At 38.7% G+C, this 25,431-nt stretch carries 21 protein-coding genes and 1 pseudogene; 18 read left to right on the top strand and 4 right to left on the bottom strand.

All coding sequences use genetic code 11. The features are described from left to right. The 17 genes and pseudogenes from HMPREF2987_RS10540 to pepC form a co-directional block, all read left to right on the top strand. The coding region (locus tag HMPREF2987_RS10540; RefSeq protein WP_142995394.1) for an LPXTG cell wall anchor domain-containing protein at positions 1-344 on the top strand (344 nt) is incomplete at its 5' end. Positions 345-450: 106 nt separating this feature from the next. Next, the gene (locus HMPREF2987_RS09660; protein ID WP_142995395.1) at positions 451-654 is read left to right on the top strand and encodes a hypothetical protein; all 204 of its coding nucleotides are present in this window, start codon (positions 451-453) and stop codon (positions 652-654) included. Positions 655-731: 77 nt separating this feature from the next. Next, a pseudogene (locus tag HMPREF2987_RS10545) lies at positions 732-1,351 on the top strand (glycosyl transferase); the annotation flags it as partial. Next, positions 1,341-2,219 carry a DapH/DapD/GlmU-related protein gene (locus tag HMPREF2987_RS09670; RefSeq protein WP_075230358.1) on the top strand — a complete coding sequence of 293 codons (879 nt, stop codon included), beginning with the start codon at positions 1,341-1,343 and terminating at the stop codon, positions 2,217-2,219. The pseudogene HMPREF2987_RS10545 and the gene HMPREF2987_RS09670, both read left to right, overlap by 11 nt. Before the next feature lie 3 nt (positions 2,220-2,222). After that, positions 2,223-5,465, top strand: coding sequence for an SP_1767 family glycosyltransferase (locus HMPREF2987_RS09675; protein ID WP_075230359.1), 3,243 nt, complete (start codon positions 2,223-2,225; stop codon positions 5,463-5,465). Positions 5,466-5,473: 8 nt separating this feature from the next. Then, the gene (locus tag HMPREF2987_RS09680) at positions 5,474-6,481 is read left to right on the top strand and encodes a sugar transferase (RefSeq protein ID WP_075230360.1); all 1,008 of its coding nucleotides are present in this window, start codon (positions 5,474-5,476) and stop codon (positions 6,479-6,481) included. Between the two features lie 123 nt (positions 6,482-6,604). Further along, entirely contained in the window at positions 6,605-7,834 is a 1,230-nt protein-coding gene (gene secY2, locus HMPREF2987_RS09685) for an accessory Sec system protein translocase subunit SecY2 (protein ID WP_075230361.1), read from the top strand. Between the two features lie 15 nt (positions 7,835-7,849). Next, entirely contained in the window at positions 7,850-9,424 is a 1,575-nt protein-coding gene (gene asp1 / locus HMPREF2987_RS09690) for an accessory Sec system protein Asp1 (RefSeq protein WP_075230362.1), read from the top strand. After that, positions 9,414-10,946, top strand: a complete 1,533-nt coding sequence (gene asp2 / locus HMPREF2987_RS09695) for an accessory Sec system protein Asp2 (RefSeq protein ID WP_075230363.1) — start codon at positions 9,414-9,416, stop codon at positions 10,944-10,946. Before asp1 ends, asp2 begins: the two co-directional genes overlap by 11 nt. Further along, positions 10,946-11,428, top strand: a complete 483-nt coding sequence (gene asp3, locus HMPREF2987_RS09700) for an accessory Sec system protein Asp3 (protein WP_075230364.1) — start codon at positions 10,946-10,948, stop codon at positions 11,426-11,428. Before asp2 ends, asp3 begins: the two co-directional genes overlap by 1 nt. Next, positions 11,415-13,793 carry an accessory Sec system translocase SecA2 gene (secA2, locus tag HMPREF2987_RS09705; RefSeq protein ID WP_075230365.1) on the top strand — a complete coding sequence of 793 codons (2,379 nt, stop codon included), beginning with the start codon at positions 11,415-11,417 and terminating at the stop codon, positions 13,791-13,793. The genes asp3 and secA2 overlap by 14 nt, the downstream gene beginning before the upstream one ends. Before the next feature lie 12 nt (positions 13,794-13,805). Continuing rightward, positions 13,806-15,326, top strand: a complete 1,521-nt coding sequence (gene gtfA / locus HMPREF2987_RS09710; RefSeq protein ID WP_075230366.1) for an accessory Sec system glycosyltransferase GtfA — start codon at positions 13,806-13,808, stop codon at positions 15,324-15,326. Then, complete coding sequence (gtfB, locus tag HMPREF2987_RS09715; protein ID WP_075230367.1) at positions 15,310-16,656, top strand: accessory Sec system glycosylation chaperone GtfB; 1,347 nt, start codon at positions 15,310-15,312, stop codon at positions 16,654-16,656. The genes gtfA and gtfB overlap by 17 nt, the downstream gene beginning before the upstream one ends. Next, on the top strand, positions 16,649-16,828 hold the full coding sequence (asp4, locus tag HMPREF2987_RS09720; protein ID WP_075230368.1) for an accessory Sec system protein Asp4: 180 nt from the start codon (positions 16,649-16,651) through the stop codon (positions 16,826-16,828). The genes gtfB and asp4 overlap by 8 nt, the downstream gene beginning before the upstream one ends. Positions 16,829-16,832: 4 nt before the next feature. Further along, positions 16,833-17,057, top strand: a complete 225-nt coding sequence (locus HMPREF2987_RS09725) for an accessory Sec system protein Asp5 (protein WP_075230369.1) — start codon at positions 16,833-16,835, stop codon at positions 17,055-17,057. A gap of 242 nt (positions 17,058-17,299) precedes the next feature. After that, the gene (locus HMPREF2987_RS09730; protein WP_075230370.1) at positions 17,300-18,022 is read left to right on the top strand and encodes a pseudouridine synthase; all 723 of its coding nucleotides are present in this window, start codon (positions 17,300-17,302) and stop codon (positions 18,020-18,022) included. Between the two features lie 110 nt (positions 18,023-18,132). Further along, positions 18,133-19,467 carry an aminopeptidase C gene (pepC, locus tag HMPREF2987_RS09735; RefSeq protein WP_075230371.1) on the top strand — a complete coding sequence of 445 codons (1,335 nt, stop codon included), beginning with the start codon at positions 18,133-18,135 and terminating at the stop codon, positions 19,465-19,467. Positions 19,468-19,533: 66 nt separating this feature from the next. Here the strand turns inward: pepC and HMPREF2987_RS09740 are convergent, their stop codons facing one another. The 4 genes from HMPREF2987_RS09740 to adhP form a co-directional block, all read right to left on the bottom strand. Beyond that, positions 19,534-20,445 (bottom strand): PTS system mannose/fructose/sorbose family transporter subunit IID, encoded by a 912-nt coding sequence (locus HMPREF2987_RS09740; protein ID WP_075230372.1) that lies wholly within the window; start codon positions 20,443-20,445, stop codon positions 19,534-19,536. Positions 20,446-20,459: 14 nt separating this feature from the next. Beyond that, complete coding sequence (locus HMPREF2987_RS09745; RefSeq protein ID WP_075230373.1) at positions 20,460-21,272, bottom strand: PTS mannose/fructose/sorbose transporter subunit IIC; 813 nt, start codon at positions 21,270-21,272, stop codon at positions 20,460-20,462. Between the two features lie 29 nt (positions 21,273-21,301). Continuing rightward, on the bottom strand, positions 21,302-22,291 hold the full coding sequence (locus HMPREF2987_RS09750) for a PTS sugar transporter subunit IIB (protein ID WP_075230374.1): 990 nt from the start codon (positions 22,289-22,291) through the stop codon (positions 21,302-21,304). A gap of 409 nt (positions 22,292-22,700) precedes the next feature. Beyond that, positions 22,701-23,720: an alcohol dehydrogenase AdhP gene (gene adhP / locus HMPREF2987_RS09755; protein WP_075230375.1), complete on the bottom strand. Its 1,020-nt coding sequence runs from the start codon at positions 23,718-23,720 to the stop codon at positions 22,701-22,703. A gap of 369 nt (positions 23,721-24,089) precedes the next feature. Here adhP and HMPREF2987_RS09760 point away from each other — a divergent pair, with 369 nt between their 5' ends. After that, positions 24,090-25,367: a glutamate-cysteine ligase family protein gene (locus HMPREF2987_RS09760; protein WP_075230376.1), complete on the top strand. Its 1,278-nt coding sequence runs from the start codon at positions 24,090-24,092 to the stop codon at positions 25,365-25,367. Positions 25,368-25,431 lie beyond the last annotated feature (64 nt).

Here is a 25,431-nt window from a genome sequence, read left to right on the forward strand (position 1 = left end):
CATCTGAGTCAGCAAGCACAAGTGCAAGCACATCTGTTGTTACAAGTAAGGGAACACCAGAGAGCTTATCACTTGATAGCTTAGATATTGATAGTGTGATTACATCGGATTCGATCAGCACATCAGTATCGCAATCACTATCATTGTCAGTAAGTACTAGCCAATCAATGGCTCATTCGACTTCAACTAGTCAAGCTCCTCAAACTGATACCACTAAGACACATAAGCAACTTCCAAATACTGGAACAACAGCTTCAGCTACAAATGCTCTTCTTGGAGCTGTAGCAGGTCTAACAGGATTAGGTTTAGTAGCTAAACGTCGTAAGCGTGATGATGAAGAATAAGTCTTGTTTTATAAAGTTAAGAAAAGACTAATTTGGCTATGAGAAAACCTCCAAGGATTTTACAATTCTTGGAGGTTTTCGGCTATTGGAGGAGAATATTGAATTTTTGTCTATTCGTAAAGCAATTGAAATTCAATATTTTTTGCCAGAGCTAGAAAAAATAAGGTTCTTAGAGTTATCTCACTTTATGAAAGTACACAAAAATGGTATAATATATAGTAGAGTTTTTCATTTTAAAATCTTTGTATTGTTTAGAACATTTATTGATTTTTATGATATAAGAAAAATCTCAGGAGAATTAGATTATTAAATATTAGTTGAAATAAAACCATAGAAATAATGATTTTGGTTTAAAGATGATATAAAGTGATAATCGAGAAATAAAGGATTTATGATAAAAATCTGTTTCAATTACTTAGAGATTATCGTCATAAGCAGTTTACAGATTATAAACTACCAAAATCTCAAGACTATCCTTCGAATAGAAAACCGTGGGATGATCTGGGGATGCAAGACTATCGTGATGTTTGGTGGTACTATCATAATCTTTAATGGACAGAATTGGGTCAAAACTACCATTTACATACGCTTAAAAAGGCTCATATCTATCCTCAAAAACTACCTGTTACTTGTTTAATTTATACTTTTTCGGATCGTATTGAGCAATTAGAGTCTCTAGTTCAAGCTTTACCGGAAATTCAACTAGCGTCAAAGTTAGTGATCAATTGACTAAGAGGATAGTTGATCCCAATGTGACTTTTTTGTCTGAATTTAATGATTTATCAGAGCTTGAGCAAGAATTGATTGAGATAAGTCAAGTTCTTTTAGATATTAATCATGGTGAAAAAAATGAAGAAATAATGGAGCAGTTTGCAAAATTAGGGAAGCCTATTCTTGCCTTTGAAAATACAAAATATTCTGAAGTTGGACAGATAATCTATAAAGTAGAACAAGTTCAAGAAATGATTAATAAAATAAGAGAAGTGGAAGATAAACATGGATTTTAAAGATTCTGTAAAGTTATTAGGAGATTTTCATCATATAGAGATTTCTCCTACTAGTAGCATTGAACTAGGAACAGATGTTACATTTCGCTCATTTGTAAGTCTAGAAGTGTCTAATAATGCTAAGCTGACACTAGGAAATAGAGTTTTCTTTAACGATCATTGTACGATTCGTTGTGGCAAAGAGATTGAAATTGGTAAGGATACTATGTTTGGTGATGGTGTGAGAATTTTTGATCACAACCATAAATACTCTAATTACCATATTGAAAAAATTCAGTTTAAAGCTGATAAGATAACTATAGGGAAAAATTGTTGGATTGGAACTAACGTTGTTATTTTAAAAGGTGTGACCATTGGAGATAATGTTATCATTGGGGCAAATGCTTTAATTTATAAAGATATCCCAGCTAATTCTGTTGTCACTGCACAAGAGGATTTAAAAATCACTCCTAGACAACAGCATCAGTTTCACGCCTTTACTTTAACAGCATCAGATACTTTAGAACATTTAGACTATCTTGTACAAGAACTTCCTGAAGTTGCATTTCATATAGCTGCTAAAACAAATGTCTCAGACTATCTAGACAGCTTTAATCATTACGAGAACGTGAATATTTATACTAATGTGCATCATGATGATATTCTCGAAGATTTATTAAATAGAGCAGATATTTACTTAGATATCAATCATTGGGGAGAGGTTGATAATATTGTAGGTCGTGCTTTAGAGATAGGAAAACCGGTATTTTCTTTTGAAACAGTTGTCCATAGAAGAGATGAAAACGTTCGAGTTTTTAGTTTAGAGGATAAAGAGAGTATGATTAATAGCATTCGTCATCAACTAGCGAATGATGAAAATGGAGATTAGATAATGGGGTTTGATATTTTGGAAGAAAGAAGGGCAGTTGTTCTTGCGGGAGATAAGAATTACCTTATCCCGATACTTACAACAATAAAATCTATTCTATATTACAATCAAAATGTTAAAATTTATATTCTCCATCAAAATATTCCTAGTGACTGGTTCGATGATCTCAAGGTACAAGTGGAGAAATTGGGAAGTGTTGTAGAAGACATTCGTATAGATGAAGAGATTGATTCTGAGTGGAAAACCCAGGAACATATTTCAGCGATTACGTATGCTCGCTATTTCATTCCTCATTATATTGAAGAGGAGAGAGTACTCTATCTGGATAGTGATTTGATTATTAATGGTAGTCTTGATTTACTCTTTAATATTGATTTGGGTGATAAGTATCTTGCTGCTGTTCGAGATGTAGATGGTGTTGGTTTCAACGCAGGAATGTTATTGATTGATAATTCTAAATGGAGACAATATGATATCACTACTAAATTAATAAATAAGACAATTGATTACGTATCTTCACCTGATTTTTCAACCAATGATAGATTTAATGGTGATCAGACTATATTAAATTTGATGTTTGAAAATCATTGGTTAGAGTTGGATAAGCATTTTAATCTTCAAGTTGGTCATGATGTCATTGCATTCTATAGCCATTGGGATTCACATTTTGAATTGGATAAAGAACCTTTGGTCATCCATTATACGACCTATCGAAAACCATGGTCCACTCTGATGGGCTATCGTTATCGGGATTTATGGTGGGCATTTCGTGATGTTAGTTATGAACAGATTGCTGACCATTATGCTGGACGTTTTGCCATCAAGAGAGTTTATGATCTTCACAATGTCAATCTATTTACATTTACAGATTCGCAGGATTTTCTGTATATTGAAGAACTAGCCCAAGCTCTACCTGATGTTGGATTCCATATTGGAGCTTATACAGATATGGGTCCAATTCTAATGGCTTTGGACAAATATCCTAATGTTTACTTGTATCCCAGCATGGTTGGGGCAGTGATTGATGAAATGATTGAGAAGTCAGATGCCTATCTGGATATCCATAAGGGAAGTTCGATGGAATTTATCGTCAATCGCTATACCAGTGCAGGTAGACCAGTATTGACTTTTGATATGACCAACAAAAATCAATTAGAGAAGACAGTGGTTTCTTCCCAATCTCCACAGTCAATGATAGAAGCAATTAAAGAGTTAAAGAAAGAAAAAATAGATATGAAAGCAATTGTACTAGGAGCCAACTACCAATATGCAGATAAGGTATTAACTACAATTAAATCAATCTGCTGTCATAATCGAGGGCTACGTTTTTATCTGATTAACAGCGATTTTCCGACAGAATGGTTCTATAATCTCAATCGTAAATTAAAGAAGCTAGACTGTGAAATCGTCAATGCCCGTGTCAATAGTTCTCATATCAGTCAATATAAGACCAACATTCACTATGCAACATTTTTACGTTATTTTATTTCGGATTTTGTTGAGGAAGATAAGGTCTTATATCTGGACTGTGACTTGGTTGTTACAAGAGACTTAAGTCCTCTATTTGATGTTGAATTAGGAGACTATCCTTTGGCAGCAGTCAAGGATCTGGGGGCTCAAGTATATTTTAATGAGCATAGCTTCAACGCAGGTGTCTTACTTATCAATAATCGCCTTTGGAAGCAAGAAGAAGTTCGTAAAAAACTGATTGAAATGACTAATGAGTTGCATGATAAGGTTGCTCAAGATGACCAAAGTATTTTGAATCTCTTATTTAAAGATCGTTGGTTAGCTTTGGACTTTAAATATAACTGCATTACCTTGCACACACATTTCTCTGATTATCGTCCAGAACCTGGAACTTATCCACCGATTATTCATTATCTGACTGAGAAAAAGCCATGGGGACTGTATGAACGCTCCATCTATCGAGATGTTTGGTGGTATTATAATGCCCAAGATTGGTCTGATATGAGTCAGGTAACGCCTTGTCTGACAAAAGATCAGGTGAGTCAATACACAGGGGTTCAACATTCAGCCCTAGTCTATACCTTCTCAAGTGACTTGAGAAATATGGGCTACTTGATTGAACATCTACCAGATGTCAAGTTTTATGTGGCGGCTCCCGTTATGGTGGCGGATAGTATTACAGCTTTACTGGCTTACCCAAATGTCTCTGTCTTATCGGATATTGCCGGACAACCAGCTTTGATTGATAGTTTGGTTGAAGGCTGTGACTTTTTACTAGATATCAATGCTGACATCGAAGTTGATGGGATCGTTGGACGTTTCCGACAAGCAGGAAAACCAGTATTTGCATTTGAAAGTGTAGCCCATGGAGAACAAGGTCAGTTCCTCTATGACCAAGGGCGTCCTGAAGAGATGGTTCGAGCTATTGAAGCCTACTGTCAAAATGGAGAGTTGCCTGTAAAAAAGCTGCAATCCTACCCAAAGGTACTGGATATCCAGCAGAGTCTTGATTATATACTCGAACACCATTCTTCTGTCATTCGTTATGGAGATGGGGAAATGGATATTATGATGGGACATGGAATTCCTTATCAAGACTATGATGAGACTTTGGCAGACCAGCTTAGAAGTATGATTCAACTTGAAAGCTCTCCAGAATTGCTGGTTTGTCTTTCTGATGTTTTTGAAGGCTTGGAACGCTACAATCCTGAAGCAGTCGATTTTTGGCAAAAGCATTTAGAGCATTATCAAGAAGCTTACCATAGATTTTGTACAGCAAGTTTCTATGGTTCGACTTTTATATCTCGTCCTTATATGGACCTCAAAGACAAGTCGGCTTCAGTAGCTCACTTTGAAAAATTAAAGAAACTTTGGGATAAACGAGATATCTTGATCGTCGAAGGTGAAAACTCACGTTCAGGAGTTGGCAACGATCTTTTTGACAATGCTCAGTCAATTGAGCGGATCATCTGCCCTTCTAGAAATGCCTACAGTAAAGTTGAGGCTATTCAAGAAGCGATTGAAAAGCATGCGGCTGGTAAATTAGTATTCTTGATGCTTGGACCTACAGCCAAGGTTTTGGCTTACCATTTAAGCAAAAAAGGCATACAAGCGATTGATTTAGGTCATATTGATTCCGAATATGAGTGGTTTAAGATGGGAGCAACTTCAAAAGTGAAATTCTCACACAAGCATACCGCAGAGCATAATTTTGATCAAGAAATTCAGCTAGTTGAGGATGAAATTTATAATAAGCAAGTTATCTTAAGGGTTTAAATAGAATTATGAAGATAAATATTACAAATATTTACGGTATGTCTGGTCAAAGCACAGCCTTAATTGCCCAGAATGAAACCGTTAAAATTGCAAGAAAGTTAGACTTTCACGAGCTTGGCTTTTACTTTTATAATATCTATAGTGATAGTCAAGGCGAGTTAAATAGCCGTTTAGATGGTGTCATGGCTCGAGTGGGTTACGGTGATATTGTCGTTTATCAATCTCCTACGTGGAATGGTAGAGAGTATGATCAGGCCTTTATTAGAAAATGTAAGATTTTAAACACGAAAATCATAACCTTTATCCATGACGTACCACCGCTCATGTTTCCATCAAATTATTACTTGATGCCTGAGTACATTGAGATGTACAACCAATCAGATCTAGTAGTTGTTCCTTCAGAAAACATGAAGGAACGCCTGATTCAGGAAGGATTGACAGTTCAAAAGATTATTATTCAAGGCATGTGGGACCATGTTCACAACTATCCTTTGAGACAACCTGTTTTTCAGAAAAAACTATCTTTTGCGGGTAGTGTGAATCGTTTTGAACACCTAGCCAACTGGGCTTATTCAACCCCTCTCGATATTTTTTCAGAGACTAATCAAGAGAATCGTAATCCAAGAGTTTCCTTTAAAGGTTGGAAAACAGACCCAGAGTTGCTTTTTGCTTTGTCAGAGGGTGGTTTTGGCTTAGTATGGGGTACTAGCGAAAATCCAGTGGATGAGGCAGACTACTATCGCTTGAATATCTCTCATAAAGTTAGCACCTATCTTGCTGCTGGAATTCCAGTAGTAGTGCCATCCTATCTCTCAAATGCCAGTTTCATAAGGGAAAAAGGCTTAGGTTATGTAGTGGATAGTTTGGAAGAAGCCAGTCGTCTTGTAGAGGAAACGACAACAGAAGTTTATCAACAGATGGTTGAAAATGTATATAAAGTTAGTTATGCCTTGAAACAAGGCTACTTTACAAAAAAATTATTGATTGATGCAGTGATGCAGGTTTTGGATATCTAGAACATGATAGTTATGGATCGCCCTCATCCATTAGGATGAGGGAATGCCATTATTGGCAAAGGATTAATTTATAGATTCAGCTATGTTTATCAAAATATCCCATCAATCGAATAGGAGAAAAAATTGAAGATAAAATTGACATCAGTCGTTGTGAAACGGGTCCTGTGGACAATTTCTTTCTTATTCATTTACGTTTTAGGAAGCAGAATGACCCTTCCCTTTGTAAACGTTAATGACACGAGTTTTTTGGGTGGAACTGCTGCTTTCTTAGCCTTTTCTACTGCTATAACAGGTGGCAACCTTCGGAGCCTTTCCTTATTTTCAGTTGGACTATCTCCATGGATGTCGGCGATGATTTTATGGCAGATGTTTAGTATGTCTAAGAAACTAGGTTTTCAAAATTTACCAATTGAAATTCAAGATCGTGGGAAAATGATTCTAACGTTTGTTATTGCTTTAATCCAAGCATTAGCTATTACTCTTAATCTCCCTATTCAGTCAGGGGTTAATTATGGACTGGTATTGACAATGAATGTTCTACTCTTGATCGCGGGTACCTTTTTCTTGGTTTGGTTATCGGATCTGAATTCTTTGTTTGGGGTAGGGGGGTCTATAGTTATCTTAATGTCCAGCATGGTTATTAGTATGCCACAAAACATCCTAAATAGTATAAAAGAATTACAGGTTAGTCCTGTATTGATTATGGCTCTTCTAATACTTTCCATCGTATTTTTAGCAATTGTAGTCAGAGTTCAGCGAGCACGTTATAGAATTCCTGTTAATAAGATTATGATTCATAATCGTTTTAAGCGTTATTCTTATTTGGATATTTTGCTAAACCCAGCTGGAGGAATGCCTTTTATGTATGCCATGTCCTTGGTATCTATTCCACAGTATAGTTTTATGCTTTTTCAGGTGGTGTTTCCAGAAGAAACCTGGATCAGAGCTTGGATAAGTCGATTTGCAATAGGACAACCAATTTGGGTCTTCACTTATATTTTGGTTTTATTTATATTAGGAATTGCGTTTGCATTTGTAAATATGAATAGTGAAGAAATTGCTGAGAGGATGAAGAAATCTGGAGAGTATATCTATAATATCTATCCTGGAGAAGATACTAGTCGCTATCTCGGGAAACTGATATTTCGTTTTGCGATCATTGGATCTATCTATATCGTATTTATGGCAGGATTTCCAATGTTGATTGTCTTATATGATCCACGCTATATGCAGCTAAGTATGCTTTCAGGCTTATTTTTGATTTTTAATGGTATGATATTTAATATCAAGGAAGAAATTGATGCCTTGACATTAAATGAGAACTATAGACCACTTTTAGAAATTGATTCATAATTGTGAGGAGAATCTATGTATTATTTCATTCCTTTTTTGGAGCGCAACAATCCATCTTGGCAAGCTAGTATTGTGCCTTGGTATAGAACTCCTTATCGCTTAGAATTTGATGATATCTTACACCAAATTCGGATTTTTAAACGCCAAGAATTAGAATCTAAGATGCTATGGTTGACTTATCATCCCCATTTACGTTATTTGTTACACAGACAAGATTTGTTGGAGTCGGATGTCTTCTCCGTTTTCGATGCTATTCAAAATATTGAAGCTGAGGAGATGCATCCTTTACAATTAAAAGACTTGACATGGGATGAAGACTGTGACTTTATCTATACCCCTTTCTTAATTGTAGTCAAGCAAAAGGGGGCACTCTATGCTCATATTGAATATGGTTCAGAAGGTTTTATCAGCTATATCACTTACTTTAAGGATAACCAAGTTGATTTCATTTGTTATTTTGATGATCGTGGATTTTTATCTAGCCTTATAGAGTATGAGGATCAAAAACCAGTTACTCGTTATTATTATAATGCAAAAGGCCAGTGGCAACTTAGGGAAAACTTGCAGGGAGAAGAGCCAATTGTAAAGATAAATCCAGCAGTAAACTATCGTTTTGAAAAATTAGCTTATGAGAGTATAGATGAAGTCATTTGGGAATTCTTAGCAAAATTTTTAAATCAAGACTATCAAATTGGAGATTCATTTGTTTTGGCAGCTAATACCAAGTTTCAAGATCAATTGTTAGAAAAATTACCAAAAGAAGCTCCTAAAATTATAAGTTTCTTTATTGAAAGAAATCAAGCAGATGATTTACAAACTCATCGCCAAGTAGTAGAACAGTCTAGAATGTTGATTAGTGATCGGAAAGATTTTCTTGAGCGATTACAAGAGACCTATCCCCAATTTGCTTCTAAAATGCATCATTTACCGTCATTTGATACGCGCTTAAAATTAGGGATTAGCCAACGATTAAAGGAATCAAAAATTTATGTCCAATTAGATATACAGATGCAACAAGATCCAGAAGTCCTGTATGAAATCATGCATTTCGTTTCGAAAAATCCCTTGACAGAGGTTGTTTTTTCAGTATTTAATGCAGAAGGTTATCAAATTGAAGCTTTGCAGGAGCAACTCGATTCGCTCATTCTTGAACGTCTTAACCCAAGAGATCTGTTAAAGGATTCTGTAGTATCTGATGCAGAAAATACATTAGAAGAAAATACCAGAGATGATTATCGCTTTAAGATTATCAATCTAAATGATGAGATGGGCTTAATTCGTGAGCTAGAGTATACTCGTTTAATTGTTGATTTGAATCCAGTCGCTAATATTTACACACAGATTGCAGGGATTAGCGCAGGAATCCCTCAAATCAACCGACACGAGTCAGAATATGTTACCCATTTACAAAATGGGTATATCCTATCGGATTTATCGGAGTTTAGTAAAGCTGGGCACTATTTCTTAGATACCCTGAAACATTGGAATCAAGCCTTAATTTATTCAATTGATAAGATTCGACAAAATACAGGTGATCAATTTGTAGATAAGTGGGAAAAATGGTTAGAGGAGGCAAAGAGTGAGCAATAAATTACAGATTTTGCAGATAGGTAGCAGAAACTGGAGCCATATCTATGAGCTTCCTGAAAATATGGACTGGCATTTCTTTTGGCCGAGATCAACGACTGCCATAAAGAAGGTCATGAAAATGGAAGGATTGAGAACTTTTTCAGCTATTTTGGTTGAAAATCCTGAGCATTTATCAGATTTGATGCCACTGATGAAAAGGATCACTCCTTATACTATTTTCTACCCTGATACAGATAAGCCTCAATCAAAAGCTGTTCAAAATTTTTTGAAAAAAACCTGTGCTCAAGCAACAGATTTTTCAAACCCAGTAGAACTTTTGCGACTCTTATCTAAGGCCCTGTTTAGAGGGCAGTATGGAGATAAGTTAGTTCCAATTGATATGATTGTCAATCCTGCTTTTACGGGAAAGGTTCGATATAACGGTTATGAAAATCTAGAACTCCTAGGGAAGTATGGTCAAGACTTTCGCCCCTTAATTAGTTGGAAGTATAATATCCGAGCTAGCGAATTTAACCCAGTCGAACTTTGGCTCGAATATGAGAAAGATTGGACTTGTGATATTCGTCTGATTGTTCGAAATATCCAAGATGGCTCCACTGCTAACTTTGTTAAAGAACGAGTTTTCACAGTTGAAGATATGAAGACAGCTCTGGTACTGGATGATGATTTTTCTTCATTTATCAGTGTCTCTTTAGAAGCTAGAGGAGCAGGATGTCTGAAAATAGGAGCTCTTCACCAGCGTTTGACGCGCTACCAATTTGGTAAATATGTTCTTGGTGGGGGAATCATTCATAATGAAAAGCGTGAGGAAATCAATTACTTTTTCTATCCAGGAGACTTTAAGCCACCTTTGAATATCTATTTCTCTGGTTATCGACGTGCGGAAGGATTTGAAGGCTTCGGAATGATGAGATCTCTTGGTACGCCTTTCATTCTTTTTCAAGATCCTCGGATAGATGGAGGAGCCTTCTACTTGGGTGATGACTGTCTCGAAAATGGCGTTAGAAATGTCATTCAAAAATATTTGGATTTATTAGGATTTTCAAATAAGGAGTTAATCCTTTCGGGGATATCTATGGGGACCTATGGTGCTATGTATTACAGTTCTTTCTTTGAACCTCGAGCTGTTATTGTGTCAAAACCCTTGACCAATCTTGGATTGATAGCAGAGAGAGGCAGGCTTGAGGCACCAGGTCTTTTCCCAACTGCCTTTGATATTTTACGGCACCATTCTAAGGGGGAGGCTAGCTTTGATGCTATGAGATTTTTAGATGACCGTTTCTGGACTCCTTTTAAACAGGCAGATTTTAGTCAAACAATTTTTGGCCTTTCTTATATGAAAGAGGAAGACTATGATCCACGTGCTTATGATGACTTAGTTGAAAACCTCTATCATACGGGTGCTCGTATTATGGTAAAAGGAACCTCGGGTCGACATAACGATGATAATGATACAACTATAACTTGGTTCATGAATTTTTATAAGATGATATTAGAGCAAGATTTTGGGAGAAAGTTTTAATGATTATCAAACGGAATAAAGAGATTTATTGGGGAGAATTTAAGGGAGCCAGTTTAGGTGACTTGAAAGAGAATAGTTTTTTATATGGTTCAGTCGTTATATATCATTCACGTAATCATGTTTATTTTGAAAATAGTATGATGAATTCTGGTACGATGATTCATGAGTGGACCTCAAGTTTTAACTTTCAAGGGAATCGCTTAACCCCGACATTACCTCTTTTGAAAAGGGGACATCGTTACCGTTTAGCTAGTCAGATGACTGTTCAACCTCAAAATGGTTTATATTTTAGACTCATTTTTATGAATCGTTATGATAGGCAAGTTGGTCAAGTAATAGAAAAAAACTTTGATTTCACCTTTACTTATCCTGAAGACGCCTATCATTACAAAGTACAACTGTTGAGCGCAGGCTTTCAATCAGTTGACTTTCATTCATTTTCAATAGAAGAGGACTATTCTGAACAAGATGTGGAAAAATAATAGACAGTTGAGCAAGGTGAAAAAAATCTTGCATCAAATCAATCTAAAAAAAGATGAGATGGCTTCGCTAACAGATGCTGAATTAGCAGGAAAAACTCAAGAATTTAAAGAGAGATTGGCTGCTGGAGAAACTTTAGATGATCTTCTGGTAGAAGCTTTTGCAGTTGTCAGAGAGGCTGATGAACGAATCTTAGGAATGTTTCCCTACGATGTACAGGTCATGGGGGGAATTGTCATTCACCAAGGGAATGTTGCGGAGATGAATACGGGCGAGGGGAAAACTCTGACCGCTACGATGCCAGTCTATCTCAATGCTTTATCAGGGCAAGGTGTTATGCTAGTGACTACAAATGACTATCTTGCCAAGCGTGATGCAGAGGAGATGGGACAGGTCTATGAGTTCCTAGGTTTGACCATTCGTATTCCTTTTTCTGAAGACGAGGATGAAGAGTTAACGGCTGAGGATAAGCAGGAAATTTATAAAGCGGATATTATTTATACTACCAATAGCGGTCTTGGTTTTGACTATTTGGTTGATAATCTAGCCTCCAGTGAAGATAAAAAGTATATGCCAGAATTTAACTTTGTTATCGTAGATGAGGTAGATTCAGTGCTGCTGGACAGTGCTCAAACTCCTTTGGTCATTTCAGGTTCACCTAGGGTACAATCCAATTTTTATGGAATTATTGATACCTTGATGACAACACTAGTTGAGGGTCAAGACTATATCTTTAAAGATGAGAAAAAAGAGGTATGGCTCACTACTAAGGGTGCTAGAACTGCAGAAAGTTTTTTGGGTATTGATAACCTCTATTCCGAAGAACATGGTGTACTAGCAAGACACTTGACCTTTGCACTACGAGCTCATACCATGTTTAAAAGGGATAAAGATTATATTATTCGTAAGGGCGAGAAAGACGAAGAGCTGGTGCTGCTAGATCAAAGTACAGGTCGTTTATTAGAAATGACCAAATTACAGGGTGGCTTACACCAAGCCATTGAGGCAAAAGAGCATGTTCCCTTGTCTGAAGAAACACGGGCGATGGCCTCCATTACCTACCAAAGCTTATTTAAGAAGTTTAAAAAAATCTCTGGGATGACTGGGACAGGAAAAGTTGCAGAGAAAGAGTTTTTAGAAACTTACGGGATGTCAGTCATTCGAATTCCTACAAATCGTCCGAATCAGCGAATTGATTATCCAGACAATCTCTATGTTACACTACCTGAAAAAGTGTATGCTTCACTTGCTGAGATTAAATATTATCATGAAAAGGGTAATCCTTTATTGATTTTTGTTGGATCTGTAGAAATGTCTGAACTCTACTCCTCCCTATTGTTACGGGAAGGAATTGCTCATAACGTTTTAAATGCCCATAATGCGACGCGTGAAGCTCAGATGATTGCAGAGTCAGGTCGTATGGGAGCTGTGACAGTTGCGACTTCTATGGCCGGTCGTGGGACTGATATTAAACTTGGTCCAGGAGTTGCTGAACTTGGCGGTCTAGTTGTAATTGGTACAGAACGGATGGATAGTAAGCGTATTGACTTACAAATTAGAGGACGTTCTGGGCGACAGGGAGACCCTGGGCTATCAAAATTCTTTGTGTCACTGGAAGATGATGTGATCAAGAAGTTTGGTCCTTCTTGGGTACATAAGATGTATAAGGACTATACCGTAAATAAACAGATAAGCCCAGAACTTTTAGAAGGAAGACGCTATCGAAAATTAGTAGAAAAAGCGCAGAAGGCAAGCGATAGCGCTGCTAGATCATCAAGAAGGCAAACCTTAGAGTATGCTGAGAGTATGAATATCCAAAGAGAGATGATTTATAGTCAAAGAAACCGTTTGATTGATGGTACCGAGGATCTAGATGGTTTTGTTGTGGATGTACTAGATGAATTCATAAAAAAAAGCTTGTCAGAAGAAGCATTTGAAAGTAGAGAGGAACTCTATCATTTTATCGTTAAAAATATCAGTTTTCTCTATCATGCAGTTCCTCGCGAGTTGGATATGACAGATAAGGAAGCCATTAGACGAGTTTTAGAGACAACCATCCAAAAAAGTCTACAAGAGAAACGAACGCTTCTTGAAACTCATGACTTCTTTTCAGATTTTCAGCGTTTAGCCTTGTTAAAGGCCATAGATGATAACTGGGTAGAACAGGTGGACTACCTTCAACAACTGAGTCTAGCGATTGGTGGGCAGTCAGCTGCTCAAAAGAATCCTATTGTCGAGTATTACCAAGAAGCCTATCATGGATTCGAAGAAATGAAAAGGCAGGTCAAGAAGGATATGGTTCGAAATCTTTTATTGAGTCGAGTAGACATTTCACCTGATGGGGAAATTATGGCTTATTTTCCATAAAAAGGGGACAATATGACAATTTACAATATAAATTTAGGAATTGGTTGGGCCAGCAGTGGTGTTGAATATGCCCAGGCATATCGTGCGGGTATTTTTCGCAGCCTGAATCTGCCGTCGAAGTTTATCTTTACAGATATGATTTTGGGAGATAATATCCAGCACCTAACCGCAAATATCGGCTTTGATGACGATCAAGTCATCTGGCTTTACAATCACTTTACAGATATCAAAATTGCACCGACCAGTGTGACGGTAGATGATGTGTTAGCTTATTTTGAAGGCGTAGAAAGCCGTCGTGAAAGAAATGGGAGAATTGAACGAATCTTCTTCTCAGATGAAGACAAGTTTATCACTTGTTATTTGGTAGATGAGGAAAAAGATTTCGTCCAACACGTAGAGTATGTATATGCCGGTAAGTTAATCCGCAAAGATTATTTCTCTTACACACGCTATTGCACAGAATATTTTGCTCCTAAAGACAATGTAGCGACACTCTACCAAAGAACCTTCTACAATGAAGATGGGACTCCGGCTTATGAGATGTTCATGAATCAAGGAACTGAGGAAGTTTATCGTTTCAAGGATCGCATTTTATACGGGAAGCCTGCCTTAATTCGTTATTTCATGCAGACACTTGGGTTAAGTAAATCAGATCTAGTAATTTTAGATCGTGAGACAGGGATTGGTCAGGTTGTTTTTGAGGAAGCGCAAGCGGCGCATCTAGCGGTAGTTGTTCATGCGGAGCATTACAGTGAAAATGCGACAAATGACGATTATATCCTTTGGAATAACTATTATGACTATCAATTTACAAATGCAGATAAGGTCGATCTCTTTATCGTTTCAACGGATCGTCAAAAGGAAGTCTTAGAGCAACAATTTGCTCGCTATACCTCGCATGCACCTAAGATTGTGACCATTCCAGTTGGAAGTGTTGATCAATTAACAAAACCACAAGAGAGCCGTAAACCATTTTCGCTCATTACAGCTTCGCGTTTGGCTAAGGAAAAACACATTGATTGGCTTGTGAAGGCTGTGATTGAGGCTCATAAGGAATTGCCAGAATTAACCTTCGATATCTACGGTAGTGGTGGTGAAGAAGGACGTCTTCATGAGATTATCGCTGCAGGTCAGGCAGAAGAGTATATTAAACTCAAGGGTCATGCCGAACTTTCTCAAATCTATTTACAGTATGAAGTTTATCTAACTGCTTCTACAAGTGAAGGATTTGGGTTAACACTCATGGAAGCAATTGGTTCGGGCTTGCCATTGATTGGTTTTGATGTTCCTTATGGAAATCAAACCTTCATCGAAGATGGCGAAAATGGCTACTTGATTCCAAGCTCATCTGACCATGTCGAAGATGAAATCAAGAAAGCTTATGCAGAAAAGATTTGCCAACTGTATTTGGAAAATCATTTGGAAGGCATGAGAGAAAAGTCTTACCAGATAGCCGAGAAGTTCTTGACTCAAGAGATTTTGAACAAATGGGAAAATACAATCAAGGAGGTAGTGGATGATTCAGTTATTTGATGTATATAATCAAGAAAGCCAAGATTTGCACTATAGTCTGACTGAAGCAGGACTGTCTGATTTGGCTGTGGTTATTGAACCCGATGGATTTTTGCCAGATGGAGTTGTCTCACCTTTCACCTATTATTTGGGTTATGACAGCGGTAAACCCTTGTACTTTAACCAAGTTCCTGTACCAGACTTTTGGGAGATTGCTGGTAATAATCAATTTGGGACCATCAATGACCTTAATCAAGAACGAGCAGTGATACATTTTGCAGATGGTTTACAGGCTCGTTTGGTGAAAAAAGTCGAATGGAAAACACCAGCAGGTCGCATCTTCCAAGTGGATCACTATAATCGTTTTGGAGCTTGCTTTGCTAAGACCACCTTTGATGCTTCTGGTCAAGCTATTATGACTTCCTATAGGGATGTAGAACAAAAGGAAGTTATTTTGGAAAACCATGTCACAGGTGATATTCTTTTGACCTTGGAAGGGCAAGGCTTGCGCCATTTTTCTGGTCGAGTAACCTTTATCATAGACTTCTTGCAAAGTTTGAATGTGAATCTTGACCACATTCTCTTTAATAGCTTATCTACTTCGTTTTTGACTTCTTTCCATTTTCCAGAAAAATCAGGTCAGGATATCCTAGTTTGGCAAGAACCACTACATGATGATATACCAGGAAATATGCAACTGATTTTGGAGAATGACCAGCTTCGAGCTAAGACCATTATCATTCCAGATTATGCGACTTATGAACGCGCTCTGCAATTGACGGATGAGAAATTCCATCATAAGTTTAGTCACTTAGGCTATCATTATCACTTTAAGCGTGATAATTTTGTTCGACCTGATGCCCTGATAGTGACCAATTCGGATCAACTAGAGCAAGTTGAAAAATTGGTGGAGAGTTTACCAAGGGTCACTTTCCGAATCGCGGCAGTGACAGAAATGTCAGCAAAGTTGATGGATATGCTACGCTACCCGAATGTTGTACTCTATCAAAATGCCAGTCCCCAAAAGATTCAAGATCTCTATCAACTATCAGATATCTACTTGGATATCAACTATGGTAATGAACTTCTCCAGGCTGTTCGTCAGGCCTTTGAACACAACCAACTGGTCCTAGCTTTTGAAGAAACTGCCCATAACCGTCGCTATACAGCTCCAAGTCATATTTTCGCTAAGGAAGCAGTTGACGGCATGATTCAAACTATTGAATTAGCTCTTTCTAACGTTAAAGAGATGGGACGAGCTCTTGGAGAACAGGGTTACCATGCCAATTATGTGGATCCAATTATGTATCAGGAGCGGATGGAAATCATTTTAGGAGAAAGACATGACTAAAAAAGATCTATTTTATCAGGATGTTGAAGGTCGCATGGAAGAGATGAAACAAGAACCCATCAAAAAAGAAAAAGCCACACGTGGTGAAAAAATTAGTAAAACATTCTCTTTCTTGTTAGGATTCATCATTTTGATTGGTTTACTGTTTACTTTAATAGGGCTTTTGAGGTAGTTAAATGACTGAATTATTGATAATTTTAACCATTGTTTTAGCTATTTCCTTAATCATCCTTGTGACCATACAACCAAGGCAAACTCAAATCTTTTCTATTGATGCAACCAGCAATATCGGGAAGCCGAGTTATTGGCAAAGTAATACGCTTGTTAAAGTCTTAACCTTGCTTGTTAGCTTAGCCTTGTTTGTGATGCTTATCCTCTTTATGGCCTTAACTTTTGCGTAAGCTTTGATTTCTGGCGAGAATGATTGACTTTAAAAGTGATTATTTAAAGAAATTTAAGTTTTAGGAGAATATTTTAAGAAAACTTTTAGGAATCTAGCTTATACTATAAGCATAAGTTAAGAAGACCTTAACTTTAACTCCTAAAAATTTTTCATAATAATCTCCCTATAAAATAAAGTCGCCCAATCAGGCGGCTTATTTTTTTGTTCAAAATCTATACTTTTTCATGATATAATAGCTTTATGAGATTAGATAAATTTTTAGTTGCCTGTGCAGTCGGGAGTCGGACTGAGGTCAAAAACTTTCTCAAGGCTGGGCGCGTGACAGTGAATGGTAAGAAAGAAAAATCTGCCAAGTTGCAAATCAATGAAGACACGGACGAAATTTGTTTTGACGGGCAAAAGATAGACTACGAGGAGTTTGTTTACTATATGATGAACAAGCCCCAAGGAGTTATTTCAGCAACTGAGGATCCAAAACACAAGACAGTCTTGGACTTGTTGGATGACTATGCACGTGCCAAGGAAGTTTTCCCAGTAGGACGTTTGGATATCGATACGCATGGACTCTTACTCTTGACTAATGATGGTAAGCTGGCTCATGCTCTCCTTTCACCTAAACGCCATGTGGATAAAACCTATCTAGCGCAGAACAATGGAGTGATGACAGATGCAGATGTTGAGACATTTGCGCAAGGTATTCCCCTCAAGGACTTTACCTGTCAGCCTGCCAAGCTGGAGCTTGTGTCGATCGATACGGAAAAGGATCAAAGCCTGGTCCGAGTGACCATTGCAGAAGGGAAATTTCACCAGATTAAACGGATGGTAGCCTACTGTGGCAAGGAAGTGGTGGACTTGCAACGTCTGACCATGGGAACTTTGACCTTGGATGAAAATCTAAAGCGTGGGGAATGGCGTCGCTTAACTAAAGAGGAATTAGAAGGCTTACTCGAAAGTGTTGGGTAAACTGTGTAATCGTTGAAAAAGGTGAGGAAAATATCCTTGCCTTTTTCAGTTTTTGGTTGCTTCCTTTGTGAAAAGAGTTATAATAGACTGTAGAATAAAAGGAGGATTTTATGAACGCGATTCAAGAATCATTTACAGATAAATTATTTGCCAACTATGAAGCAAATGTAAAATACCAAGCTATCGAAAATGCAGCTAGCCACAATGGAATTTTTGCAGCCCTTGAGCGTCGTCAAAGCCATGTAGACAACACACCTGTTTTCTCACTTGACTTGACTAAGGACAAGGTCACTAACCAGAAAGCATCTGGTCGTTGCTGGATGTTTGCAGCCCTTAATACTTTCCGCCACAAACTCATCTCTCAATACAAACTTGAAAACTTTGAATTGTCACAAGCCCACACCTTCTTCTGGGACAAGTATGAAAAATCTAACTGGTTCTTGGAGCAAGTCATTGTGACAGCTGACCAAGAATTGACAAGCCGCAAGGTTAGCTTCCTACTCCAAACTCCACAACAAGATGGTGGACAATGGGATATGGTAGTTTCTCTCTTTGAGAAATATGGTGTCGTTCCTAAGTCTGTTTATCCAGAGTCTGTTTCATCTAGCAGCAGCCGTGAGCTCAATGCCATCCTTAACAAATTGCTCCGTCAAGACGCTCAAATCTTGCGTGACCTCTTGGCTTCTGGTGCAGATCAAGCAGCTGTTCAAGCTAAAAAAGAAGACCTCTTGCAAGAAATCTTTAATTTCCTTGCCATGTCACTAGGTCTCCCACCACGTCAATTTGACTTTGCTTATCGCGATAAGGATAACAACTACCAAAGCGAAAAAGGCATCACTCCACAAGAGTTTTACAAGAAATATGTTGACCTTCCACTAGAAGACTATGTTTCTGTAATCAATGCTCCAACTGCTGATAAACCATACGGTAAATCTTACACAGTTGAGATGCTGGGAAATGTTGTTGGTAGCCGTGCGGTTCGCTACATCAACGTACCGATGGAACGCTTGAAAGAATTGGCCATTGCCCAAATGCAGACAGGAGAAACTGTTTGGTTTGGTTCAGATGTTGGCCAGCTCAGCAATCGTAAAGCAGGAATCCTTGCGACAGATGTCTATGATTTTGAATCAAGCATGGATATTCAATTGACTCAAGACAAGGCTGGACGTTTGGACTACAGCGAAAGCTTGATGACCCACGCTATGGTCTTGACAGGTGTTGATTTGGATGAAAATGGTAAATCAACTAAGTGGAAAGTTGAAAACTCATGGGGAGACAAGGTCGGTACAGATGGTTACTTTGTTGCCTCAGATGCTTGGATGGACGAATACACTTACCAAATCGTTGTACGTAAAGAATTGCTGACAGCAGAAGAACGAGCTGCCTATGAAGCAGAACCAATCGTTCTTGCACCATGGGATCCAATGGGTGCTTTGGCAGAGTAAATGAGATATAAAAAAGAATCAGGTGATGAACCTGATTCTTTTTTTGTTTGTACATTCTCACCGAGATTACATGATACCGAAGAAACGAGCTGCGATACCTACTGCAAAGAGAGCAAGGATGATTGTGATTGGAGATACTTTTTTCTTAAGCAACCACATGCAAAGGAAAGTAAGGAGAAGTCCCATCAATCCTGGGATCAATGAGTTCAACTGACCTTGAAGCGTTTGTGGTTGAACGCTATCCAAGCTCAATCCGCTAAGTGCTTGGCCGAGAATTCCCTTCAATTCTCCACCTGTAACAGGACCTTCTGGGAAGACGATGTAGGCACCTTCTGACAATTGTTTACCTGGAAGGTTGATAGTGAAGTTGATCGATACCCAACGTTGTACAAGAACGGCAAGGATGAACATACCAAGGATTGAAGCTCCTTTAGTGATGTCTTTCAAGATACCACCTGACATGTCTTTAGTGATTTCAGATCCAGCCTTGTAACCAAATTCTTGTGTATACCATAGGAAAGACATACGGATTGCATTCCATCCAAAGAAGAAGAGAAGTGGTCCAACGATATTACCAGTTGCAGCAAGTGATGCACCAAGGGCACCAAGGATCGGACGAACTGTAAACCAGAAGACTGGGTCACCGATACCAGCAAGAGGTCCCATCATACCGATCTTAACACCTTGGATAGCAGCGTCATCGATTTCAGTACCGTTAGCGCGTTCTTCTTCAAGTGCAAGAGTAACCCCCATGATTGGAGCAGCTACGTATGGGTGAGTGTTGAAGAATTCAAGGTGACGCTCAAGAGCAGCTGCTTGGTCTTCTTTTTTAGTGTAAAGTTTCTTGATAGCTGGGATCAAAGAGTAAGCCCAACCCAAGTTTTGCATACGTTCGTAGTTCCAAGAACCTTGAAGGAATTGTGAACGCCACCAAACTTTTTGGCGATCTGATTTTGATAATTGAATTTTTTCAGCCATGATTGTTCCCCTTTCTAGTAGTCTTCTAGGATATCACCGATTGGATCGTTAGAAGTTGCAGCTCCTCCGCCACCGTTTCCACCTTGTTTAGAAAGGTTGAGATAGATGAAGGCAAGGGCAACACCGATGACACCAAGGGCAATCAAAGTCAATTGAGAGATTGCTGCAAGAGCAAAACCGATTGCGAAGAATGGCCATACTTCACGAGTAGCCATCATGTTGATAACCAAAGCGTAACCAACGGCAACGACCATAGCACCACCGACAGCCATACCACCTTTAAGCCATTCTGGCATAAGGTTCAATACGCTTTGAACGGCTTCAGTTGGCATTGCAAGCAAGAGTGCAGCTGGGATAGCAATACGTAGACCTTGAAGAGCAAGGGCAAAGTAGTGAGCACGTTCAACAGCTGCAATGTTTCCTTCTTTAGCAGCAGCATCTGCAGTATGAACCAAACCAACTGAGATTGTACGAACGATCATAGTCAAGAAAAGTCCAGCTACGGCAAGAGGGATTGCAGTTGCAGTTGCGACTGCGATACCTTCAGTAGTAAAGTTACCACCCTTAATCATGATGATTGCAGCTGCAACAGAGGCAAGAGCAGCGTCAGGAGCTACGGCAGCTCCGATGTTTGCCCAACCAAGAGCGATCATTTGAAGTGATCCACCAAGCATAACCCCTGCTTCGAGGTTACCAGTTACAAGACCGATAAGGGTACATGCTACGATTGGTTGATGGAATTGGAATTGGTCGAGGATACCTTCAAGACCTGCGAAGAAGGCAACAACTACAACCAAGATAGCAGAAATGAATGAAATATCTGACATGGTTTTATTCCTTTTCTATTTAATGTTAATTATTGAACGTTAGCTTTGCTAATCAAGTCAAACAAATCTTTTTTAGTGTCGTTTGGTACTTTACGTACGTCAAATTCAACACCAAGGTCACGCATTTTTTCAAATGTAGCAACGTCGTCTTTGTCCATTGACAATACGTTGTTGACCATTGTTTTACCAGTTGAGTGAGCCATTGATCCAACGTTAAGAGTTTTGATTGGCACACCACCTTCGATAGCCCGAAGGGCATCTTGTGGTGTTTCAAACAAGATAAGGGCATGTGTTTCACCAAAGCGAGGATCTTTAGCAACCTCAATCAATTTTTTGATTGGAACAACGTTAGCCTTCACTCCGTTAGGAGCCGCTTGTTTGATCAATTCTTTACGAAGGTCGTCGTTAGCTACGTTATCTGAAGCAACGATGATACGGTTAGCTTTTGAATCTGGTGTCCAAGCAGTTGCGACTTGCCCGTGAAGGAGACGTGTGTCAAGACGTGCAAGGTTGATTTTCAGTTTACCGTCTCCAATGACAGTTCCTTCTGGAATAGCAGCTTGGGCTACAGGCGCAGTTGCAGCAGTAGCAACTTCCTCAGCTGGATTTAGTTCTTCTGGAAGAGCCTTGATGCCATCCTTAGATTCTTTGATGATATTTGCAGCGACTTTATCAACACCTGCAGTAGCGTCCATGAGGCGCTCGGTATATGCTTGGATTAACATCGGTAAGTTAAGTCCTGTGATGATGGCAAATTTACGCTCAGGGTTTTCTCCCATTACGCGGCTAGCTTGGTTAAATGGAGACCCACTCCAAAGGTCAGCCAAGACTAGAACCTCATCTTCTGCGTCAAATGCAGCCACAGCATTGTTGAACTTGGCGTATAAATCATCTGGACCTTCGTTTGGCATAAAGGTTACAACTTGAACCTTTTCTTGTTCACCAAAGATCATAGATCCTGACTGATGAATACCCGCGGCAAATTCACCGTGGCTCGCAATAATGATTCCGATACTCATTATTGTCATTCCTCCTTATAAAATGTTTGACTCTTAGTTTAAGAAAACTTTAAGACTCCTTAAGTATAAATCGTTTTCATCAAAAATGCAACTAATTACACTAAAGATTTAAAAAAATGGGAAAATGTTTGCTTTTTAGATGTTGATATATCAACGTTTTGTAAGAATATTTAAAGAATTGGAAAAAATTTAATATAAAAAGGTGGTGAGTAGACATTAGCAGAGCAAGTCTCAATTTCCTTATACTAGCTAAATGGGGCTTCAAAGATTCACAGGAATCTAAACGACCATGGGTTGAGAAAATGAAGTTTTCAGCAACAATTTCAATTAGTTATCGCCTCAAAGACTCATTTTCAATAAGAAAAGAGATCGGAATTTTTATTCCGACCTCATACTGTATTTTTTTATCTTAATGAGTAAAGTCTAGAACCATGCGACCTTGGATGGTACCAGCAGCCATTTCATCAAAGACAGCAATGGCATCTTCGACAGGGCGTTTTTGAACGATTGGTACAACCAGACCTTCAGCACCAAATTGGAAGGCTTCTTCCAAATCTTTACGTGTTCCAACGAGAGAACCGATGACCTGAATACCGTCAAGAACTGTTTTGACGATGCTTAGATCCATCATTTCTGAAGGGAGTCCGACAGCTACTACACGACCGCCTGCACGAACAGAGTCAACTGCTTGGTTGAAGGCAACTTTTGATACAGCTGTTACGACAGCTGAGTGAGCACCACCGTTTGTTTTTTCTTTGATAAGACCTGGAACATCTTCGACTTCAAGACCATTAATCACGATATCAGCACCAACTTCTTTAGCTAGAGCAAGTTTATCGTTGTTAATATCTACTGCGATAACGTGAGCGTTGAATACTTTTTTAGCATATTGAACAGCTAAGTTACCAAGCCCTCCAGCACCATAGAGTACAACCCATTGGCCTGGTTCAACTTTTGCTTCTTTGATAGCCTTGTAGGTAGTAACACCGGCACAAGTAATTGAAGAAGCTTGGGCTGGATCGAGACCTTCTGGAACCTTAACAGCATAATCTGCAGTTACGATACATTGTTCTGCCATACCACCATCAACTGAGTAGCCAGCATTTTTCACTGTGCGGCAAAGAGTTTCGCGCCCAGTTGTACAGTATTCACATTTTCCACAACCTTCAAAGAACCAAGCAACACTAACACGGTCGCCAACTTTTAGGCTCTTAACATCAGGAGCAACTTCTTTGACGATACCGATACCTTCGTGACCGAGAACACGTCCTGGAACTTTACCAAAGTCACCATGGGCAACGTGGAGGTCAGTGTGGCAGACACCACAGTACTCAACTTCTACAAGAGCTTCCCCAGTTTCGAGTGGACGGAGAACTTTTTCTTCAATAGCAACACCAGTGCTTTCTGGATTTACAACAACAGCTTTCATAGCTATCCTCCTTGGTTAGTCGTTGAGGTGCAGAGGAAAAGGGGCTTGGCTTGAAAAGCTTTCAAGTGAAGTCGAATTTGAACTGCCCTCTTTTTTGTCTATATGTGAATTGTATCACTATATTTAATATAGTACAAGGGATTTGATGCAAAAACATATGTAATCGCTTAACCGGTTGATGAGACTGTGAAAATTGAACAATGATATCTGGCGTCTTGTCATAAAATTTCATATAAAGAGGAAGTTGTTCGTTCTCAAGTCTAGGGATCGAGCTTGCAAACAGACTTTCTGAGATCCTTCTCTGGGAGATTTTGGTATAATAGAGAGTGATTTATTTTCTAGTATGAGAAGTTAGAGTGAGAGGTATGTATGTCCCCTTCAATTCAGTTATTAAAAGACCGCTATTTAAAAAATATCAAAGAAAATCCAGGTCTCTACATCGGTATTGAGTTGGAGTTTCCGATCGTTCATACGAAAGGCCAACCTACAGATATTGAAGTCAGCAAGGACTTGATGCATTTTTTGGTTGATGCTCTCAGTCTGGAAGTTGAAAAGGTAGACCAGGAGGGTAATCCGATTCAACTTGTAGAACCGATGAGTCAAGATCGGATTCTGTTTGAAGTTTCTTATACAACCTTGGAGTTTGCCTTTGGTAGGGCTCAGAATATCCAAGAGGTTGAAGGACGTTTTCAGGCCTATATGAAGGTAATCCAAGAAAAGCTAGGCGAAAAGAATCATGCTATCCAGGGTTGGGGGATTCACCCGAACTGGGATAGCAATGATAATAGACCTGTCGCTTATCCACGCTATCAGATGCTGATGGATTATCTGCGTATGGGGAGTCACCAAAAAAGTGCGCATTTACATGACTTTCCACAATACGGAGCCTTCATCTGCGGGAGTCAAGTCCAGTTGGATGTTTCGACCGCTAACTACCTACGTGTCATCAATGCTTTCACTCAGATTGAGTCAGCCAAAGCTTTCTTATTTGCCAATTCTGAGTTTTCTGGAGCAGACTGGGACACCCAGATTTCACGAGATATCTTTTGGGAAGAATCCATGCATGGAATTTATCCAGAGAATGTTGGTGTCAATGCAAGACTCTTTAAAGATGAGAATGATTTTTTTGATTATCTAGACCGCTCTGCGATTTTTACAGCAGAACGTGATGGGGAAACCTACTATTTTTCTCCAATTCAGGCTAGAGATTACTTAGATACTGATGAGATTACTGCCTATACTCTAAATGGAAAAGAAACTCTGCTTGTTCCTCAAGAGAAGGATTTCCAAATGCACCGTAGTTACCAATTCCAAGACATAACAACTCGAGGAACGGTCGAATTTCGTAGTGTTTGTACACAGCCGCTAGACCGCACCTTTGCTTCAGCAGCCTTTCATCTAGGTTTATTGGTGAATCTTGACAAGCTTGAAGCTTACCTAGAAACAGCTCCTTTCTTTGAAAGTTTTGGTCGTGACTACAAGTCTTTGAGAAGACAATTTTCTAAGAAACACTTCACAGATGAAGAAATAGCTGGGATTGTCCAGTTCTCCAAAGACTTGCTAGCTATAGCAGAGCAAGGACTTGAGATGAGAGGTCAGAGTGAAATGACTTATTTAGAGCCTTTGAAAGAAGAATTGGACCTATAATTTTCTCATAAAGGAAGAATTTTCTGAAAAATCATGTTATAATGAATAAGACTATAGATAAAGG

Source organism: Streptococcus sp. HMSC067H01, from assembly GCF_001814775.1.
In the GTDB taxonomy this organism is placed as follows: domain Bacteria; phylum Bacillota; class Bacilli; order Lactobacillales; family Streptococcaceae; genus Streptococcus.

Coding starts and splice junctions, on each gene's coding strand:
- HMPREF2987_RS09670 (WP_075230358.1), top strand. CDS start 1,341: ATGGATTTTAAAGATTCTGTAAAGTTATTAGGAGATTTTCATCATATA.
- HMPREF2987_RS09675 (WP_075230359.1), top strand. CDS start 2,223: ATGGGGTTTGATATTTTGGAAGAAAGAAGGGCAGTTGTTCTTGCGGGA.
- HMPREF2987_RS09680 (WP_075230360.1), top strand. CDS start 5,474: ATGAAGATAAATATTACAAATATTTACGGTATGTCTGGTCAAAGCACA.
- asp1 (WP_075230362.1), top strand. CDS start 7,850: ATGTATTATTTCATTCCTTTTTTGGAGCGCAACAATCCATCTTGGCAA.
- asp3 (WP_075230364.1), top strand. CDS start 10,946: ATGATTATCAAACGGAATAAAGAGATTTATTGGGGAGAATTTAAGGGA.
- secA2 (WP_075230365.1), top strand. CDS start 11,415: ATGTGGAAAAATAATAGACAGTTGAGCAAGGTGAAAAAAATCTTGCAT.
- gtfA (WP_075230366.1), top strand. CDS start 13,806: ATGACAATTTACAATATAAATTTAGGAATTGGTTGGGCCAGCAGTGGT.
- gtfB (WP_075230367.1), top strand. CDS start 15,310: ATGATTCAGTTATTTGATGTATATAATCAAGAAAGCCAAGATTTGCAC.
- asp4 (WP_075230368.1), top strand. CDS start 16,649: ATGACTAAAAAAGATCTATTTTATCAGGATGTTGAAGGTCGCATGGAA.
- HMPREF2987_RS09725 (WP_075230369.1), top strand. CDS start 16,833: ATGACTGAATTATTGATAATTTTAACCATTGTTTTAGCTATTTCCTTA.
- HMPREF2987_RS09730 (WP_075230370.1), top strand. CDS start 17,300: ATGAGATTAGATAAATTTTTAGTTGCCTGTGCAGTCGGGAGTCGGACT.
- pepC (WP_075230371.1), top strand. CDS start 18,133: ATGAACGCGATTCAAGAATCATTTACAGATAAATTATTTGCCAACTAT.
- HMPREF2987_RS09740 (WP_075230372.1), bottom strand. CDS start 20,445: ATGGCTGAAAAAATTCAATTATCAAAATCAGATCGCCAAAAAGTTTGG.
- HMPREF2987_RS09745 (WP_075230373.1), bottom strand. CDS start 21,272: ATGTCAGATATTTCATTCATTTCTGCTATCTTGGTTGTAGTTGTTGCC.
- HMPREF2987_RS09750 (WP_075230374.1), bottom strand. CDS start 22,291: ATGAGTATCGGAATCATTATTGCGAGCCACGGTGAATTTGCCGCGGGT.
- adhP (WP_075230375.1), bottom strand. CDS start 23,720: ATGAAAGCTGTTGTTGTAAATCCAGAAAGCACTGGTGTTGCTATTGAA.
- HMPREF2987_RS09760 (WP_075230376.1), top strand. CDS start 24,090: ATGTCCCCTTCAATTCAGTTATTAAAAGACCGCTATTTAAAAAATATC.